Raw genomic sequence first — 17107 nt, 5'->3', positions numbered from 1 at the left:
CCGTCACCTTCTCGCTGTTCCGGTCAGGGATGAGGGATTCCGGTCACGTCGTACGACGATCAGGGTGTGGCCGGAACTGGCCCCTCACTCCGAGTCGTGACAGTCCGTAACAGGACAGGTGAATTCCGGTTGATCGTCTATGTCAGACAAAGATCGAACAAGTTATGCGACTGATACGCATCGCCGCAGCTCCCGGCGATACGGCCGGTTCCGGCCACACCGGAGCCCGTCCGACAGGCGGCCGATGGCGGTAAGCGGCCACCGGCTCCACATCAACGCTCCGGAGTCCGTACACTCTGATCGACCGGCGCCCATAGCTCAGCCGGATAGAGCATCGGACTTCTAATCCGACGGTCGGGGGTTCGAATCCCTCTGGGCGCGCCACCGTCCACCCGGGGCATCTCAGTCGTGACCAGCGTCATCGCGGTCAGGCGCCACTCAGATGATGTCCGACTGTAAGCGACTCGTATCGACCGTCCCCGGGTGCCTGTGCCGAATACGTGCCCAAGTTCTGCATCTGCGGGTCCGGTCCGCGAGCCGGGAATCGGGAACATCCCCGCGTGCGCGGAGAGCACTCGCCGACGTGGGCCGCGTGCCGTGACGCGGTGGGACCATCCCAGCGTGCACGGAGAGCACGCCGAGCCGGGCGCGACGGACTCGACCGGCCGGGGACCATCCCCGCGCGCGGGGAACACGGCCTCGAGTCGGCGACGAAGAAGCCCGTCCAGGGACCATCCTCGCGCGGGGATGGTCCCGGGCGACGGCCTGTTCCCGGATCCCGCCGCCACACGCTCCTGTGCACGCGGGGATGGTCCCCAGATGACCGTGACGGCCTACCCGGACGAGGACTGCTCCCCGCGCACGCGGAGATGATCCCACCGGCAAGGGGATCCGGAAGGTCACGACGTCATGCTCCCCGCGCACGCGGGGATGGTCCCGGACGCGAAGATCGAATCCCCGTGATCTCACTGAACCCATTTCATCCTCGGGCCGCTTGAGCGGCTCGGTGACTTTGCAGGACGGCGATGGCCTTGACGAGGTGGCCGGCCTTGGTGGGGCCGCACCGGAGTTTCCGCAGAATCCTCCATGACTTGAGCTGAGCGTTCGCACGCTCGCCGGGTCCGCGGAGCTTGGCGTGTGACCGGTTGGCCTGCTTTTGAGACTCCGGCTTGTTCTTGCCCCCCTTGTAAGGGGTGATGACGACCGCGCCCTCTGCTCCCTGGTAGCCCTTGTCCGCGAGCGTGAGGATTCCGGCCTTCTCCAGCTCACGCAGGATGCCCCATATTCGTGTGGCGGTCAGGTCGTGGTGGAGCCAGGCAGCGCTCCCGATGTCCACAGGGATCGTCCCGTCCGGTCCGGCGATGAACTGGACGTTCATCCCGTGTACGCGATGCTCGCCGGAGAGGTAGGACCGGTCGGCTTTGAGCCGGTCGGTATGGATGAGGGCCCCGTCCACGGTCACGTGGGTCAGCCGGTCCTTGTTGGCCTTCCGCAGGGCTTGCGTGAGCCATGCCGTGACCTGCACATCCCCCGCGAGGATGAAATGGGTTCACTTATCAAGTCGTCTCAGCATTAGTCTGCCACTGGGCAATCGTCATACCCGTGATGGCCTGGAAAGCACTGTGATAAGACTCTACTGTCTTACTGATGACGGATTGAGGAATTGGAGGATTAGGAGAAATCCCATCCCAAGAAGAATTCATTAGCCATTCTCTTAGGTATCTCTTGTCGAGAGACGCGGGCGCTTTCCCGGGCCGCCATTCAGAAGCAATCCAAAAACGAGAGGAGTCGGGCGTGAAGACCTCATCCGCAAGACGGACCTCCTTTCCGCCTATTCCGAATTCGAGCTTGGTATCCGCAATAAATATTCCTCGTTTTTCGGCATAGTTGAAGGCAAATTCGTAGGCGGACATAGTGAATACCCTTAGCTTCTCATATAGCCCTTCTCCGAGCAGCGAAATAGCCTGCCCTCGAGTGAGATTCATGTCATGTCCGGTGGACATTTTCAATGATGGCGTGAAGAGCGGCTCAGGGAGCATGTCGCCCGACTGGAGATTGCTTGGAAGGCGATAACCAGCGACGGCCCCTTTTTTCGAATACTCGCTCAACGCCGAGCCATAGAGAAAACCTCTGGCGACACATTCAATCGGAATCATGTCCAAAGTCTTGATCTTCATTATCCGCCCAATAAATGGATGCGCAGAAGTCGGTATTTCCGATGCGCGCCAACCTAGCATATGATTAGGCATGAGATGACTCATCCGATCAAGCCAGAATTGCGTCATTGCTGTTTGAATGACGCCCTTTCCTGGTAGGTGCACGTTAAGTGATCGGTCGAATGCAGACAGGCGGTCGGTGGCCAGGAGAAGCAAGAAGTTACCAGACGGGTTGCTTTTATCCATATGCCCGGTTGCCTGAATTGTTGGCTCAAATATCTCCCGAACCTTTCCGCTTCTAACATGACGGAATCCTGGTATTTCCAAATGTGAAGCGATCGCCACAGACCTATTCCGGTGCGGTTCCGGAACGGGCGATATCGCGTCCTGGCCGCGTGGTGGCTCATGAGCGACGAGTTGGCCCGGGTCCCCATGGTTCCGCGCCGGGGTCTCAGGTGGCTGGGAGGACAAGGCCGCCGGGACGTGGCCGGTCGGGTCTTGCCCGGAAGGCGTCTTACCGGACAGTTCCGCGGCTGGAGTACCCGGATCGGCAGAGTTCGTGGCGCCGTGGTGAACCGGTTCGTCAGTCGGAGGGGTAGGCGTGTCTCGCACGGGTGGCCGGTACTCGGGCGGGGGCGGGGGCGGGGTGCCGGGGTTTTCCGGGCTCGCCCGGGTGACCGGTCCCGGCGGATCGCCGGGCCGGTCCGCCGGATCGGCCGTCGGCATCGGCTCGGCCCGCGCCGACCCGTCCTGCGTCGGCTCCCCTCGCGCCGGATCGACTCGTGCGGCTTCGGTCGACTCGGGCCACGTCGGGTCGGGGCGGACCGCCGTACCCTCGCCGCGCTCCCCTGCCGCCGGCTCTCCGGTGTGACCGCCTCGGTCGGCCGGTTCTCTCCCGCTGAGCGCCGCGGCGATCGTGTTCGGCTCCGCGTCGTTGTGAGCCTCAGCCGTGTCGCCGCCGGGTCTGCCGACCGCGGCAACGGTGCCTGTGTTCTCCTCCTGCCTCGCTCCTACGCCGGGCGCTGTGCTGGTGTCGCGAGGTCGGGTGGCCGTGAGCTCGGTGCGGGGCATCCGGTCGGCGGGTCGGTCGGCGGACTGAACGGTGCCGTCGTCTTTCGCGACGACCTCGCCGAGAATGTCGTAGCCGGTTCCTGTCTCCTTGCTGCGGAGGGGGTAGGGCGACATTCTGTCCGGGTTGTCGAGAACGCCGTCTGGAGATATCCATCGAGACACCCCGCCCGGGGAAGCGGCGGCGGAACGGCGGGCTCTGAACCACTGGTGGGCTTTACCGGCCAGTTCGGTGCCGGTGCCGATGAAGGCCATACCGAAGCCGGTCTCGGCGGCGTGTTCGAGGTCCCACCCGTGCCCGCTCACCGCGCCGGCCGTCGCGATGGCCGCGGTGCCGACACTTCCGCCGACCACGAATCGGGTCGCGCTCCCGCCTGCACCGGGTGATTCCATCGCGTGGGCCAGCCAGGTCAAAGCCGGGGACCGGCCCGCCAGGGCGGGCAGTCCCGCGTCTGCGACCCCCATGAGCCCGCCCGCGAACGCGCCCTGCCACAACGCCCCCAGCAGTTCACCCGGATGGAACCCGTCCCACCGCACCAACTGGCCGATCCCATCGAGGCCGGCCGAGTACACCAACCCGAGCGCCGCCTGGCGGATCACCCCCAACGCGATTCGCAGCGCCAGGCCCTCCAGCCGGATCAACGGCAGCACGGCCGCCTCGGCCCACCCGCCGAGCACAGCCCCGTACCTCATCAACGCCACCACGAACAACGCCGAGGGCAGACACTGCCACCGTGCCCTCACGATCGCATCGGCGCCGCCCTCGCAGTACTGCGCCAGATGCTCACAGCGGGCCGCCAGGCTCTCCAGCAACCCCGCCTCACCGTGAACCCGCCGCGCAGTCGAGGTGAACGCCTCGGTCGCGGCTCCCTCACCACTCCCGCTCACCCGCCGCGCGTGCCCGCCGACCAGGTCGGCCACCTCCCCGACCACACGCGCCATCGTCCGTGCCGCCTCCCGCCACGACTCGATGCCGCCGAGGTCACCGTCCGGCCAGGAACATCCGGCTCCCACCGCCTCCAAGATCCACACCGCCTGTTTCCAGATCGGTGGCGCCGGTGTGGTGACCGCCATCTCTTGCGGAACCGGCTTCAGCACATAGCTCTCCGGCACCCCTGCCGCACCACGCCGCGGCGACGGGACCGCAGCGCCCCGCGTTCTCCGGCCGCGCAGCCGGTCCACCAGAGTTCCATCCGCCTCGACATACACCTCGCCCGAGGTGACCAGCCCGGCCGCCATCCCCCGCAGGAAATTCACCGTCCACGCCAGGTCCTTCAACAACCCGTCGCGTATCCCCACGAACCCCGATGCCCCGGCGCCGGAGTCCCCCTCAAAGAGTGCCCGTCCCAGATCATCACTCCCGAACGGCGATCCACCACCCAACGCCAGGCGAAACGCATCCACCCCATCCGCTAGAACATCCGAAGCCTGACTGATTCCTTTCGCCGCCCCCACCCACGCCTCGGGAACAACCGCGAACCCGTCCATCACAGCGTCCCCTTCCACCCGGTCGGTGACCAAGCCACGCGGATGCCTGTAGGAGGTATCTCTCCAGGAGTGGGGGCCTGTCCAGCATTTCTAAAAATGCCGGATTTTGTTGACAATCGGGGTCTCCGATGACTACGGAGATCTCTCATGCCCATCGCCGCAACAGCAGCTCGACCGCCAGGCCCAGCGACGCCTGGCGGTCCTTCGCCACGCCGAGAAAGTCACCGAAAGAAACGGGTCACGTCCAGCGGAGTGGTGTAAGACGGCCTCCTCGTGATCCTGTTTCTGCAGGTTAAGAGGTGATCGCTTGTGTGGTGGGGTTTTTGTCCGGCGTTTCGCTCTCCAGCACGCGCAGGCGCGTTCCGGCGAGGAATTCCAGGCCCATGTAGCGGCGGGCTTCGGTCCATTCTTCGGTCTGTTCCATCAGCACCGCCCCGACGAGGCGGATGATCGCGATGCGGTCGGGGAAGGCCGCTCCCGGCCGCGGCGAGGACTTGAACGGCCCGGCGGCGCAGCCCTACGCGGCGCTCACCAGCACCAATTTCGACGGCATGACGCCGAAGGTCCTCATCGTCGTCGGAGAGAAGGACTGGCACCCCTTCTTCTCCGACCGGCAGGACTGGCGAAGCGATCCCTACACCGCGGCTCCCGCGCCGAAGACTCGACTGGAGATTCTCGACGCGGAGCATCGGCTGGGCGGTATTTCGACCTTCGATGCGGCCGAGACCACCGACGAAAACCCCGACCGTGGCGCTGCCGTACGAGCGCTCATCTGGGCTTATCTGCGCAGCGAGCTCTACCCCGAAGATCCAGCCTGGACGCGGGCCGCTGCAGCGCTCGCCGGCAGCACAGCACCGATCGGACGCGTCGAGTCGAAGTAGACCCCTCCGCGCACGCGGCCCCACCCGAGGTCACCGCACCTCCGAGAGCCCGGCCGACGGCCGGGCTCTGTCGAGTGTCGACTGTGTCGCCTACAGGCGCTCGCCGCCGGTGGCGTCGATGATCTGGCCCGTGATCCACCGGGCGTCGTGGGAGGCGAGAAGAGCGACGACGTCGGCGATGTCGGCGGGTTCGCCGACGCGGCCGAGGGCGCTCTTCGCGACGATGGTGGCCATGGCCTCGGAGTTGCCGCGCAACCAGTCGGCGTTCATGTCGGTGTCTGTAGTGCCGGGGCGGACGGCGTTGACGGTGATGCCGCGTGGGCCGAGGTGCTGGGCGAGCGGGAGTGTGAGAGCTTCGAGGGCTCCCTTGGTCATGGTGTATCCGATGATGCCGGGGATAGGGACGCGGGTGGCGCCTGAGGAGACGTTCACCACGCGTCCGCCGTCGGCCAGGCGTGGCAGGGCGGACTTGATGATCAGGAACGGCGCGGTGGTGTTGATCTGCTGCTGGCGGATGAAGTCCTCGGCGGCGGTCTCCTCGATGACGCCGTTCACGACGATCCCAGCGTTGTTCACCAGCACCCGCACGGGCACGTCGCGCAGCGCGCCCGCGGCCGCGTCGTAGGAAGCCCAGAAGGCGGTGCCGGTGTCGGGTTCGGCCAGGTCGGCGGCGAAGGAGAACGCCGTGCCGCCGGCCGCGATGATCTTCTCGACGACGTCGGCCGCGGCGGTCGAGTCCTGGCGGTAGTGAACTGCGACGGTGTACCCGTCGGCGCCGAGACGGCTGGCGATGGCCGCCCCGATACCGCGGCTGGCGCCGGTGACAACAGCGATGCCGTCGGACTTACGGGCGTTGAGCGCTTCGATGTCGCGCAGGTCGGTGTCAGGCATGATGCCTCTCTGTCGCCCGGGATCGGGCGGTACTGGGTGCTGATGACGTGCGACGCTTCCGCGCCCTCGTCGCGGCGGCTGCCGCAGAGGGGCGAACCCCGACCCCCGGACTTCTATTCCGAGCGGAATAGAAGTCGCCCACGGCGGCGATGCGGGTCGTGCCGCACGCAGCCCTCGGTGACCACCGACAGCAGGTACCGACACGCCGAGGTAGGGCGAACGGCGGGAGTACGCTGCGCACATGGCTGGTTCGCGGAACGTCGTCATGGGTCGGCCTCGAGAGTTCGATATCGACGAGGCGCTCGAGCGCGCCATGCAGATGTTCTGGGAACGGGGATACGAGGGCGTCAGCCTCACCGATCTGACCAAGGCCATGGGCATCACGAAGCCAAGCCTGTACGCGGCCTTCGGCGACAAGAAGGAGCTGTTCCGCAAAGCCCTGGAGCGCTACACCGAGGGCCCGGCCGACTACGGGACGCGCGCCCTGGAGGAGCCGACCGCACGAGGCGTGGTCGAGGCGATTCTCCGCGGAGCGGTTCAGACCACGACGCCCCCCGGCGGCCCTTCGGGATGCCTGGGCGTGCAGGTCGCGCTGGCGTCGAGCGAAGCGGGGCGGCCCGCGCACGACATGCTGGTCGAGTGGCGGAACGCTTCGGCTCTACGCCTTGAGGAGCGTTTCCAGCGGGCCGTCGACGAGGGCGATCTGCCGCGCGACGCCGACCCCCGGCGGCTCGCCCGATACGTCATGACGGTGACGTTCGGCATCGCCGTCCAGGCCGCCAGCGGCCTCGGCCGGGACGAACTCCAGGAAATCGCCGACACGGCACTGGAGTGCTGGCTGCCGAATGGCGTGCGACGGACGCACCCGGGATCCGCCCCTCCCCCGGCGTACGGGTGAGGGGTGGCCGGTGGCGACGAGCCGTTGCACCAACAGATCAACCGCTCGGCGGAGAAGGCTCACTGATGTAGAGGTCGAGACCGTTGACACGATATTCCTGCACACGATCGGTGAAGTCGTTGATCGTCACCCTTCCTTGGCCGTACTCGCGAAGGAGGATGTAGTACTCAGGAACAGTGATCTGCCCGTCCTCCAGCATCGGGACCAGGATCTTGTGCACAACGATGTTGTCCATTCGGCCGGGGAATTCGGCGTGGACGATTACGTCGGTCGGCCGCTGGTAGATGTAGAACCACACCTGCCCCTTGGTGTGGTCGACGTACACGGAACGCAGCACCGGGTCGGATTCGATGGCGTTCAGCAGTTCCATGGGGGTCGCGGTGTCGGGGTCGAGGCCGACTTGGCGGAGTCTTCGCATGAATTCCGGGCCGAGTCGTTCATATTTCGCCATTTCCTCAACCGCGAGGCGGGCGCCCGCCTCGCCGCTGGCAGGGTCGTTGAGCCAGATGTCGCCGACGCTGGTGGCGATCTGCCCCGGGGCGTCGCCCCGGCCGGGATCGACATCTTGGGCCTTGGTCTGTTCGTTGTACCTGGTCGCCTTGACGGAGTTGACGGCGTAGTCCCCTCGCGCCTCGGTATAGGTCTGCGGCATGAGGTGTTCCAGGACCGCGGCCGTGACCGCGGCGGCCATACGTTCGTCTGGTCCTCTGCCGTGGGCCTGGACGATGTCGTGTCCGAAACCTGAGAGCATGCTGTCGATCACCTTCACATCCGAATACGGATGAATGGTGGGCGCCAGCCGCCGTATCGCATTGATGTAGCGCAGCGAGTCCCTGGCCACCTGCCGGGCGTGATCGCCGTTGTGGTACAGGTACACGCTCTCGGGCAGATGGGTGCCGCCGTGCACTCGAGGACTGTCGGCCCGACCATAAATGGCGTCGACATGCGCCAGCAGGAACGCCCCCGCGGCGACCGCCTCGTCGACCAGAACCCGGTTCTGCGGTTTGTTCCGCACATCCTCCGGGATGAGGTCCAATACCTCCTGGGCGTTCTCACTGTGCCGCCACCGCTCCCTCGTCTCAGGAGTCATGGCGTCAAGTTCGTCGAGCAGTCTCCGGATATCCGGATCAACTTTCCGGATCCAGGAGAAGTCACGTTCCGCCTGTTCCCTCCAGTCCCCGACGACTTCGGGTGGTGCCGGCGGTTCGGCGGAACCATGTCGCTGGTCCAGTGGCTGGTGTCGGCCGCCGACGTCCGCCGCCTCCGTAAGGCCGTGACCGGGGAGAGCGGCCACGACGTCCGACTGACCTGTCTCCGGCCGCCCCGTGGTGAGGCTCTGGGAGTCGGGCAGGCCGGAAGGCTTGAAGTTGATGATGTCGGCGATGCCGCGCCGGCCGGGTGGCGGGGGTGAATCGGTGAGATCGGTATGCACGGAACTGAGGGCGGACGTCGCGGGGCCTGCCGCCGGCCCGTCTGCCGGTGGCGCGTCAAGCCGCGGTTGAGGCTGCGCTCCGGTGGCCGACGCGGGAGGGGCGGGTGCTCTGCCCTGAATGCCGTCGATGTCGGGGGCGATGGCAGCGTCACCGTTGGCGTGGACACTTTCCAGGTCACCGCCGGTTGCGATCCGCTGGCCGTGGACGGTGCCCTCCCCAGGGTCGACGGCGTGGCCGGGGTTGGCCGGGTTGGTGCCGGGTGGCTGCGTGTGTGTCTCAGCCGGCGTGGAACGGGAGGTTCGATCTGGGCTGTTGCGCCCATGCTCTGCCGCAGCCGTGGGAGGTGGTTGTGGTGTTCTGCCGTCGGCGACAGCGTCTGTGCCGTCGGCGACAGCGTCTGACATGAAGTGGTCGCCTTGTACGGGGGAGGGCGGCTGGCCGGCGAGGCGGAAGACGTCCCTGACGTGGGTGAGGGTTTCGCCGCCGGCGCCGATGAGGGCCATACCGAACCCGGTCTCGAAGGCGTGTTCCCAGTCCCAGCCGTGCCCGCTCATCTTGCTGGTGGCCGCGACGGCGCCGGTGCCAACACCCAAGCCGACCGCGAAGCGGGACACTATGCCGACGAAACCGGGGGATTCCATGGCATTGGCCAGGCGGGTCAGTGCGGGTCCGCGGCGCAGCAGTACGGGCAGGCCCGCCTTGGCGCCGCCCATCAGCCCGCCCACCATCAAGCCTTGCCCCAGCGCCCCGCCCAACTCGCCCCACTCGATGTGACCGGTGCGGAACAACTGGTCGATCACATCGAGTCCGCCGGAGAACACCGCGCCCACCGCGGCTTCGAACACGGCCTTGACCAATAGTCGCAGGATGATCCGCAGCGCCTCACCTTCTCGCCGGATCAGCTCCAACGCCGCTATCAGCCCGGTCTCGACGAGCGGGCCGAGCATGCTGACCGCGACCATCAACCCCACCACGAAGACCGCTGAGGCCACAAAATGCCACTGGGCCTTGACGATCGCGTCGATGCCTTTTAGGCAGTAGGCCGCCAGTTCCTCACAGCGCTGTTTCAAATCCGCCAGCAGGCCACCCTCACCGTGCACCACCCGCGCGGCCTTATCGAACGCATCGGTGGCGGCTCCGGACCCGCTACCACTCACCCGACACGAATGATCAGCGACCAGGCAGGCCACCTCATCGACCACTGCCGCCATCGTCGTCGCGGCATCCCGCAAGGCCCCCACGCCGCCGACGTCGCCATCAGGCCAGGCGAACCCCAGCCCGGCGGTCTCGAAAAACCATGCCGCCCGAAGCCAGATGTCCGGCGGCGAGATCGTGGAGGGCGACCCATCAGGAACCGGCTGCGGCCGGTACACACCGGTGCCCGGCGGCAGGCCCGGCGACGGCACCGCGCCTGGTCGCCCGCCCAGCTCATCGACGATCGTTCCGTCGGCCGTGATGTACCGGCCGCCCGCATCGACCAGCCCCGCGCCCATCCCGCGCAGCAGATTCACCGCCGCAGGCAGGTCCTTCAACAGTCCATCCCGGCGCCGTACGAACCCCTCGAACAGCCCACGGCCCAGATCATCACTACCGAACGGCTGCCCACCCACCGCCCGGCAGAACGCATCCACCCCGTCGGCCAACCGCGAGGAGGTCTCATCGACACCACGCCCCGCCCGCACCCACAGCTCAGGCGCGACATCAAACCCTGTTGATGCGGTCATTCAAACGGCCCGTCTGGCGTGGATGGCCCTGAACTTTCTTCTGTTTTGCAGACACGTCGGGGGTTGCGACTACGCGGCATCATAGCCGGGCTGTCGGCCTATCCAGCTAACAGTTTAAATTGTTTCGAAAAGTCCGTTACGGAATTACAGAACGCCAAAACGATGCCGATGTCCTCCGTCAAGGAGGCAAGAAGGAACTGCCGCGCACTATCGACACGGTCCAGAGGGGTCGGCCGCTGGGCGACGCGCCTGACCCGCAGGCGCCGCCGGTACGCCGGACGGCCCGAATTATCCATACTGGACGGCCTAAAACCTGCTACCATCACGACACGAGCAGATCGGCTCCCATTAGAGAAATTTCCCCCGAAAACACCTCTGGTCGTCGACATGCACCATCGCACTATCGCTCCCCGCGAACGAGCACGTAGGCGAGCCCTCACCCACGTCCGCCGCGGTCAGGCTCACCGATGACCGCCATGGGCGAGGCGCCGACGGTTGATGTGAACCTCCGCCGGCGCCAGGCACTCGATGCCATCCGGGATGCACTGATCCGCGACCTGAACCGCTATATGCCGGCCAGTGGATACCGCGATTTCTACGGCTGGGCCCTCACCACGGAAAACCCGGACAGAGACGGCTTCTGCCGGATCATCGCGCTCAACCAACTGGCCGTGATGACCACCGCGATGCTGGATGGCCTCGGCGAGGCCGCCGATTGGCCGATCCTGCTGCGCCACGCCGTCCCCGTGAACCTCTACCAGGTATTCGAGGTCGTCTCCGACAATCTGGGCCTGGGCCTGGCCCGTGTCCGGCGCGGCGCCCCATCGGCGCAACGGGACCTGCTGATCGACTTCAACGACACCATGATCGCGGATCTTCGTACACCGTCCGCGACGCCGGCGGCCGAGTTGCTCGCCCGGCTCCGCACCCCGGCGGCGGTGTTCTCCGGATCAGCGCAGAGCCTGGCCCCCGACAGTCACACCGCGGCCACGCGGCACTACGCCGAGGCGCACGGCGAGGTCACACTCGACGAACTGGATCACGCCGTCTGGCTCGGGCTGGTCGCCAACGTCGAAAGTGGACGCGACGTGCTCGCCGCGATCAGGGGCACCTGTACGGAGCCGCTGGTCCGCGACACCACCATCGACCGCTACCAGGCGGTCAACCGGATCCTGCAGAGCCGGCACCTGTCCCGTCTGGAACGTGCCGTCCTCGGTGCCCAGACAATTCTGGTCGTGCCGACTCTCGGCTACTTCACGGCCGTCCTCGGCGAAGTGGTCGGGACGGACATGGGCTACCGCCGTGCGGTCGAGGACGGCTCGCTGCTGGAAGCGATGTCGAACGCCGCGTTGCTGGTACGCCTGCAGAACGACCTTGGCACCCGCCTGCTGAGGATGACGCGGGAGCAGCAGAGGGCATTCCTGCGAGAGCTGCCTGAGCGCCATCCACCCGCCGACGGCGAGGATGTGCTCGCGGTGCTGACCCGTGCTTCGGACGCCGAACCGGTCCTCAACCGCTTCCGGAAGGACCTGAAGCACGGTGAGTTCAATGTCTGCCTGAGCGAGCTGAACCCACAGGACGACGTCCACGACGGGTTGGCCGTGCTGTCCGACTCACTGGCCTACTTCACCGCCCTGTACACGCGGCACAGGAGGGCACTCGTCGGCGATCTCGCCCAGCTAGAGACTCGCCTACGCGATCAGCGGATCACGGCGCTCATCAAGAGGTTCGTTCTGTTTCACGAGAAGATGTACGCCCTCCACTACGACGGTGGATCCGGCGACTACGCGGTCTGACTCTCTTCCGCTCCCAGGATCTGTCCCAGCCGGATGAAGTTTCTCCCCACCCTGCGACGAAGCAGAAGGATGAAAAGCGGTCCGAGCGGAAGAAAGACCCCCGTGATGGTAACCGTCGCATCCATCGTGAAACGGGTGCGGCCGGGAGCCACCGACTCGAAGATGTACGTCGCGGTGAAAGGAATACGCGAGTCGACCGACGAAAGCACGACACGATGCGGCGGCCGCGGGTCACTCACCCGGATCCGCGCCCGGTATCGAAGGCCCAACATCGTGAGGCTCTGCTCGTACACGTCGTCGGCCTCTGAAACGAGCCTCACTCCCGTGACTCCGCGATACCACTTGATATCGTTGCGTGGATCGGAAATGAACTCGTAGGCATCCTCAATCGGCACGTCGAGAAGAAGCCGTTCGATGTGCTTCAGCGTTCGCATCGCCAACCCGCCTTACTCTCTCCGCTCGACCCGCATGCGAAGCCGGCTCGGTATCAACGTCGCGGACGCCTTCTCCACCGTGCGGTCGACCGGTCGCAACCGGACGCGCGCGGCGATCGTCGCCGTCACCGTCGTCATCTCCAGGAGGGCGAATCCCTCGCCGATGCAGTTGTGCGCGCCACCGCCGAACGTCATGTACGCGTGCCGGGGCACCTCGCGGGCTCGCTCGGGCGACCAACGGTCCGGGTCGAAGCGCTCCGCGTCGGGATAGACCGCCGGATCACGGTGGGTCGCGTACGGGCTGAAAAGCACTGAAGCCCCGGCGGGCAGGTCGTACCCGCCGAGCGAGACCGGTTCTCGGACGCGTCGTGTGATCAGCCACGGCGGCGGGTAGAGGCGGAGCGCTTCGCGGATCACTCTCCGCGTGTACGCGGACCCGCCCGCGTCGACCTCCTCGTGCAGGAGATGCTCCACGTCAGGGTTTGCCGCGAGCGCGTGCCACACCCATGCCAGCGCGTTCCCGGTCGTCTCGGTACCGGCGAAGAGCAGGTTGACGACCTCGTCGCGGATCGCGGCGTCGTCCAACCCCGCTCCGGTATGGGCGTCGTGCGCGCTCATCAGGAGGGACAGCAGATCGTTGTGGTCCAGGCCGTCCGCTCGATAGCGCTCGATCAGTTCTTCGACCGTGCGCCGTAGCCTCGCGTTGGCCGCGGCGAAGTTGCGGTTGAAGGGCAGCGGCAGCCGCTCCAGTGACTCGATCGGCGACAGCGCGCGCCAGGGAATGCCGCGCAACACGACCGGCAGATCGCGCTGGATCACCGCGACGGCGTCGGCCCCCAACTCCGCCGAGCACATCGCGCCGACCACCACCATGAGCGACAGCCGCCGCATCGCCTCGTCGACGGCGATCACCTCGCCGTCCTTCCAGTCATCCACCATCGATGACGCGAGGTCGCCCATCAGCGTCGAATATCTGGCAACGCGCTGCGGATGGAACGCCGGCTGCATCAATCGGCGCCGGTCCCGGTGCGCCACCCCGGTGGCCGTCGAGAGCCCGTTCCCGAGCAGCGCCTTGAGTTTGTCGTACTGGACTCCCTTGTCGAAACGACTCACGTCCGCGACCAGAATCCGGTGGACAAGCTCTGAGTCATTCACCACGTACATCGGCTTGCCGGCAACGTGGATGACCACGACGTCACCGAGCGCGCGCAGCGACCGCATGAACGGCAACGGCGCGCGCAACAAGTACGGCAGGTGACCGAGCAGCGGCAGCCGACCCGGCGCGGTGGGAATGACGGTCGCCACCACTGTCTCCGATCGGGACCCTTTTTGGCGGAATGCCAGTATGCCCAGTTAACGCGATGGACCGGAACCCCTACAGAGTTTATGAAAATATAGCGAAGTGCATTCCATTAGCGAAATTGCAAGGCGCGCTTGTCAGCCGGTGAAGGATCCAGGGCCGAAGCGGCCCCACGCGATGAAGGCCGCGAGCAGGAGGTAGATCAGGTTCAGGACCACGAAATTCGGCTCGCCGCGCCGGCCGTGGGTGATCATCGCGCCGACCATCAGCAGCACCCAGCAGGTGGCGGTCACCGGCACCAGCACCGGTGCGACGCCGGCCACCGCGGGCAGGATCAGGCCCGCCGCGGCCAGGAGTTCGAGGACGCCGAGGGTCTTGACGAGGCCGACGCCGGCGTCGCCGGTCCATCCCCCGCCCGGGGCCGCGGACAGTTTCTCCTTGGGCACGAATGTCTTGCTGATGCCGCCGGTCAAGGCGACCACGGCCAGCAGGCCGGCGCAGATCCACAGCGCGAGGTTCATGAGAGGTCTCCCTAAGGTGTGCTGTTGTGGGTGGTTCGTCCACCAGGTGCCGGCGCCGCGGGATGTGTGACGGCTCAGGCGTGTGACGTACGCCATAGGCAGACGGCGACCGTCGGCCCGCCGTGGTGTGATGTGTCGAGATGAGGAGCCATCGGTGGCAGAGCACGACGTACGACCCGGCGTGAGCGACGGCGCTCGCCCGGACCCCGCTACCGAGGTGTTCGTCGCCCACCGCAACCTGCTGTTCACCGTCGCGTACGAGATGCTCGGCTCCGCCGCCGACGCCGAAGACGTCCTGCAGGAGACCTGGCTGCTGTGGACCGACATCGATCTCGACACGGTGCACAACCGGCGCGCGTACCTCGTGCGGATGACGACCCGCCAGGCGCTCATGCGCATGCGCACGCTCAGCAGGCGCAAGGAGACCTACGTCGGCCCCTGGCTGCCCGAACCGCTGCTGACCACGCCCGACGTGGCCGATGACGTCGAACTCGCCGACAGCGTGTCGCTGGCCGTGCTGCTGGTGCTGGAGACGCTCGCACCGACCGAGCGGGCGGTGTTCGTGCTGCGCGAGGTGTTCGAACTCGACTACGACGAGATCGCCGAAGCCGTCGAAAAGACTCCCGCGGCCGTCCGCCAGATCGCGCACCGGGCACGGACACACGTCGCCGCCCGCCGCCCGCGCGACGTCGTCTCCCCGGCCGACAGCCGGGCCGCGCTCCAGGCGTTCCAACGGGCGGTGGAGACCGGTGACCTGCAGGGCCTGCTCGACGTCCTCGCGCCGGACGTCGTCGCCCTGAGCGACGGCGGCGGAGTCAAGCAGGCCGTACGGCAGCCCGTCGTGGGAGCCGGCAAGGTGTCCCGTCTGCTGGCGGCCGGTCTGGAGCGAGTCGGCGCCCAGACGTCGGTCGAGCCGGTGCAGGTCAACGGCTGCCCGGGGCTCATCATGCGGCTCGACGGGGAGATCGACGGCGTCCTGGCGGTACGGGTCGAAGGCGGCCTCGTCACCGGGCTCTACTTCGTGCGCAATCCCGAGAAGCTGTCACGTGTCGAGCGGGAGACCGCGCTGAGCCGCTGAGGGCGGACCGCCGTCGTCGGCCGGGGTGAGGGGTCGCCGGTCAGAAGCCGAAGCCGGCGACCGACCAGCCGGGCCTGGCCTGCGCCTCGCGTGCCCACCCGACGCACGACTCGATCGCCATGAGGACCTCCTCGTCGAGAGCGTCGCGCTGCTCCTCGGTCGTGGCCTCCCACCCGGCCACCGCCTGCGCGCACTCCTTCGGCGACCATTCGCCGTAGCAAGGGAGATGATCGGGAGGGGGCAGCTCCGAAGGGACCGTGCCGTACATGAAGTCGGTGACGCGGACACCGATGCCGAGCTCGGCGAGCCCCTGGTCGACCGTCTCCAGCCAGTCACCCCGGAACGGCGAGAACTCGCTGTTGTCCAGGAACCTGCCGTGGAACTGGCAGATCGTCTGGTAGGCGTAGCCGTACTGGAAGCCGTACGCGGCGTCGTACGGGCCGCCGTCGATCACCGCCCTGATGGCGTCGTACCGCGTGGGAGCACCCGCCTTGATCTCGCTGTCGAACCACTCGTCCGCGTGAGCGATCGTGGTCTTGAACCGGCCGCCGATCATCCGGCGGAGCTTGTCGTCGCCGGAGCCGATGGCGCCCCGGGCCTTCTCGAGGTCGACGAGATAGAGGCTCAGCGAGTAGCTCATGCCGGGAACCGTAGCGGCTGGTACCGACATCGACGCCGCGGCGGACGGGCTCCGCGGTGGTGCGGGGTTCGCTATCGTGCGCGGATGGCATCCTCGGCTCTCGATCGGGCGTTGCGTGGTGAGGCCGGGCTTCGGCCGCTGCCCGAGGAGGTGGACGGGCTGCTGCGCCGGCTCGACGCGCCTCCTCGGCTCGGGGCGCATCTGCGGGCGGTGCACGATGTCGCGTGCCGGCTGCTCGACGCACTGTACGAGCGGTTCCCCGGCGTGGACGTCGATCAGGAGGCGGTGCGCTACGGCGCGGCAACGCACGACGTCGGCAAGACATACGTGACCGCGGAGCTGTCGGGACCCGGCTCGGAGCACGAGCGGCGCGGGCATCGGCTACTGCTGGACCACGGCGTCGAGGAGAGGCTCGCGCGGTTCGCGCGTACGCATGGCAGCTGGGACGGGCCGGACGTCACGTTCGAGGATCTGCTGGTGAGCCTGGCCGACAAGGTGTGGAAGGGCAAACGGGTGCCCCACCTGGAGCAGCGTGTCGTCGACCACCTCGCGACGGCCGTCGGGCAGGAGCCGTGGGAGGTGTTCATGACACTCGACGACCTGCTCACCGAACTCGCCGCCGACGCCGACCGGCGCCTGGCCTTCCAGTCCGCTCATCCCATCACCTCCTGACCCGGACGCCGCCGACCTCTCCGACGCACGCCCGGCACAACCCTGCTGCGGCCTGCGGCCTCCAGGCCGCGCCCTGCACCATCCCCCCTGCTCCGGGTACCGCGAGCCCCGATCCCCAGCCCACGCC

13 protein-coding genes, 1 tRNA gene and 1 pseudogene are annotated in these 17107 nt (G+C 66.9%); 6 read left to right on the top strand and 9 right to left on the bottom strand.

What is annotated here, in order from left to right; genetic code table 11:
- Positions 1-307 precede the first annotated feature (307 nt).
- Positions 308-384: transfer RNA gene (locus QSK37_RS38180), tRNA-Arg, on the top strand.
- Positions 385-979: 595 nt separating this feature from the next.
- Here QSK37_RS38180 and QSK37_RS38175 read toward each other — a convergent pair.
- From QSK37_RS38175 to QSK37_RS38165, 3 genes and pseudogenes are all read right to left on the bottom strand, one after another.
- On the bottom strand, positions 980-1525 hold the full coding sequence (locus QSK37_RS38175) for a transposase family protein (RefSeq protein ID WP_285630801.1): 546 nt from the start codon (positions 1523-1525) through the stop codon (positions 980-982).
- A gap of 31 nt (positions 1526-1556) precedes the next feature.
- Positions 1557-4712, bottom strand: a complete 3156-nt coding sequence (locus tag QSK37_RS38170) for a phosphoribosylaminoimidazolesuccinocarboxamide synthase (RefSeq protein ID WP_285630798.1) — start codon at positions 4710-4712, stop codon at positions 1557-1559.
- A 292-nt stretch (positions 4713-5004) separates the two neighbouring features.
- Positions 5005-5181, bottom strand: a pseudogene (locus tag QSK37_RS38165) (IS256 family transposase); the annotation flags it as partial.
- Between QSK37_RS38165 and QSK37_RS38160 the strand changes: the two are divergent.
- Positions 5159-5593, top strand: coding sequence for a hypothetical protein (locus tag QSK37_RS38160; protein WP_285630795.1), 435 nt, complete (start codon positions 5159-5161; stop codon positions 5591-5593). The pseudogene QSK37_RS38165 and the gene QSK37_RS38160 overlap by 23 nt on opposite strands.
- Before the next feature lie 90 nt (positions 5594-5683).
- Here the strand turns inward: QSK37_RS38160 and QSK37_RS38155 are convergent, their stop codons facing one another.
- Positions 5684-6484 carry an SDR family oxidoreductase gene (locus tag QSK37_RS38155; protein WP_285630792.1) on the bottom strand — a complete coding sequence of 267 codons (801 nt, stop codon included), beginning with the start codon at positions 6482-6484 and terminating at the stop codon, positions 5684-5686.
- A 241-nt stretch (positions 6485-6725) separates the two neighbouring features.
- Here QSK37_RS38155 and QSK37_RS38150 point away from each other — a divergent pair, with 241 nt between their 5' ends.
- A complete protein-coding gene (locus QSK37_RS38150) occupies positions 6726-7382 on the top strand; it encodes a TetR/AcrR family transcriptional regulator (protein WP_285630789.1) in 657 nt (218 codons plus the stop codon).
- Positions 7383-7419: 37 nt separating this feature from the next.
- Here QSK37_RS38150 and QSK37_RS38145 read toward each other — a convergent pair whose 3' ends face one another.
- Entirely contained in the window at positions 7420-10539 is a 3120-nt protein-coding gene (locus tag QSK37_RS38145; RefSeq protein ID WP_285630786.1) for a WXG100-like domain-containing protein, read from the bottom strand.
- 467 nt (positions 10540-11006) lie between these two features.
- On the opposite strand from QSK37_RS38145, the gene QSK37_RS38140 reads away from it, so the two are divergent.
- Positions 11007-12335 carry a hypothetical protein gene (locus tag QSK37_RS38140; RefSeq protein WP_285630783.1) on the top strand — a complete coding sequence of 443 codons (1329 nt, stop codon included), beginning with the start codon at positions 11007-11009 and terminating at the stop codon, positions 12333-12335.
- Here QSK37_RS38140 and QSK37_RS38135 read toward each other — a convergent pair.
- From QSK37_RS38135 to QSK37_RS38125, 3 genes are all read right to left on the bottom strand, one after another.
- A complete protein-coding gene (locus QSK37_RS38135; protein ID WP_285630780.1) occupies positions 12323-12769 on the bottom strand; it encodes an SRPBCC family protein in 447 nt (148 codons plus the stop codon). The two genes, QSK37_RS38140 and QSK37_RS38135, sit on opposite strands and share 13 nt — an antisense overlap.
- A gap of 12 nt (positions 12770-12781) precedes the next feature.
- Positions 12782-14074: a cytochrome P450 gene (locus QSK37_RS38130; protein WP_285630777.1), complete on the bottom strand. Its 1293-nt coding sequence runs from the start codon at positions 14072-14074 to the stop codon at positions 12782-12784.
- A 132-nt stretch (positions 14075-14206) separates the two neighbouring features.
- Positions 14207-14590, bottom strand: coding sequence for a DoxX family protein (locus tag QSK37_RS38125; protein ID WP_285630774.1), 384 nt, complete (start codon positions 14588-14590; stop codon positions 14207-14209).
- Between the two features lie 154 nt (positions 14591-14744).
- On the opposite strand from QSK37_RS38125, the gene QSK37_RS38120 reads away from it, so the two are divergent.
- Entirely contained in the window at positions 14745-15668 is a 924-nt protein-coding gene (locus QSK37_RS38120) for an RNA polymerase sigma-70 factor (protein ID WP_285630770.1), read from the top strand.
- Positions 15669-15708: 40 nt separating this feature from the next.
- On the opposite strand, the gene QSK37_RS38115 is transcribed toward QSK37_RS38120, so the two are convergent.
- Positions 15709-16308, bottom strand: coding sequence for a DUF7691 family protein (locus tag QSK37_RS38115; RefSeq protein WP_285630769.1), 600 nt, complete (start codon positions 16306-16308; stop codon positions 15709-15711).
- A gap of 84 nt (positions 16309-16392) precedes the next feature.
- Here QSK37_RS38115 and QSK37_RS38110 point away from each other — a divergent pair, with 84 nt between their 5' ends.
- Entirely contained in the window at positions 16393-16980 is a 588-nt protein-coding gene (locus QSK37_RS38110) for an HD domain-containing protein (RefSeq protein WP_285630767.1), read from the top strand.
- Positions 16981-17107 lie beyond the last annotated feature (127 nt).

The organism is Actinoallomurus iriomotensis, from assembly GCF_030269445.1.
Taxonomy (GTDB): domain Bacteria; phylum Actinomycetota; class Actinomycetes; order Streptosporangiales; family Streptosporangiaceae; genus Actinoallomurus; species Actinoallomurus iriomotensis.
Note: the sequence above shows the minus strand (reverse complement) of the source record. Positions and strands in the feature narration are given on the sequence as shown.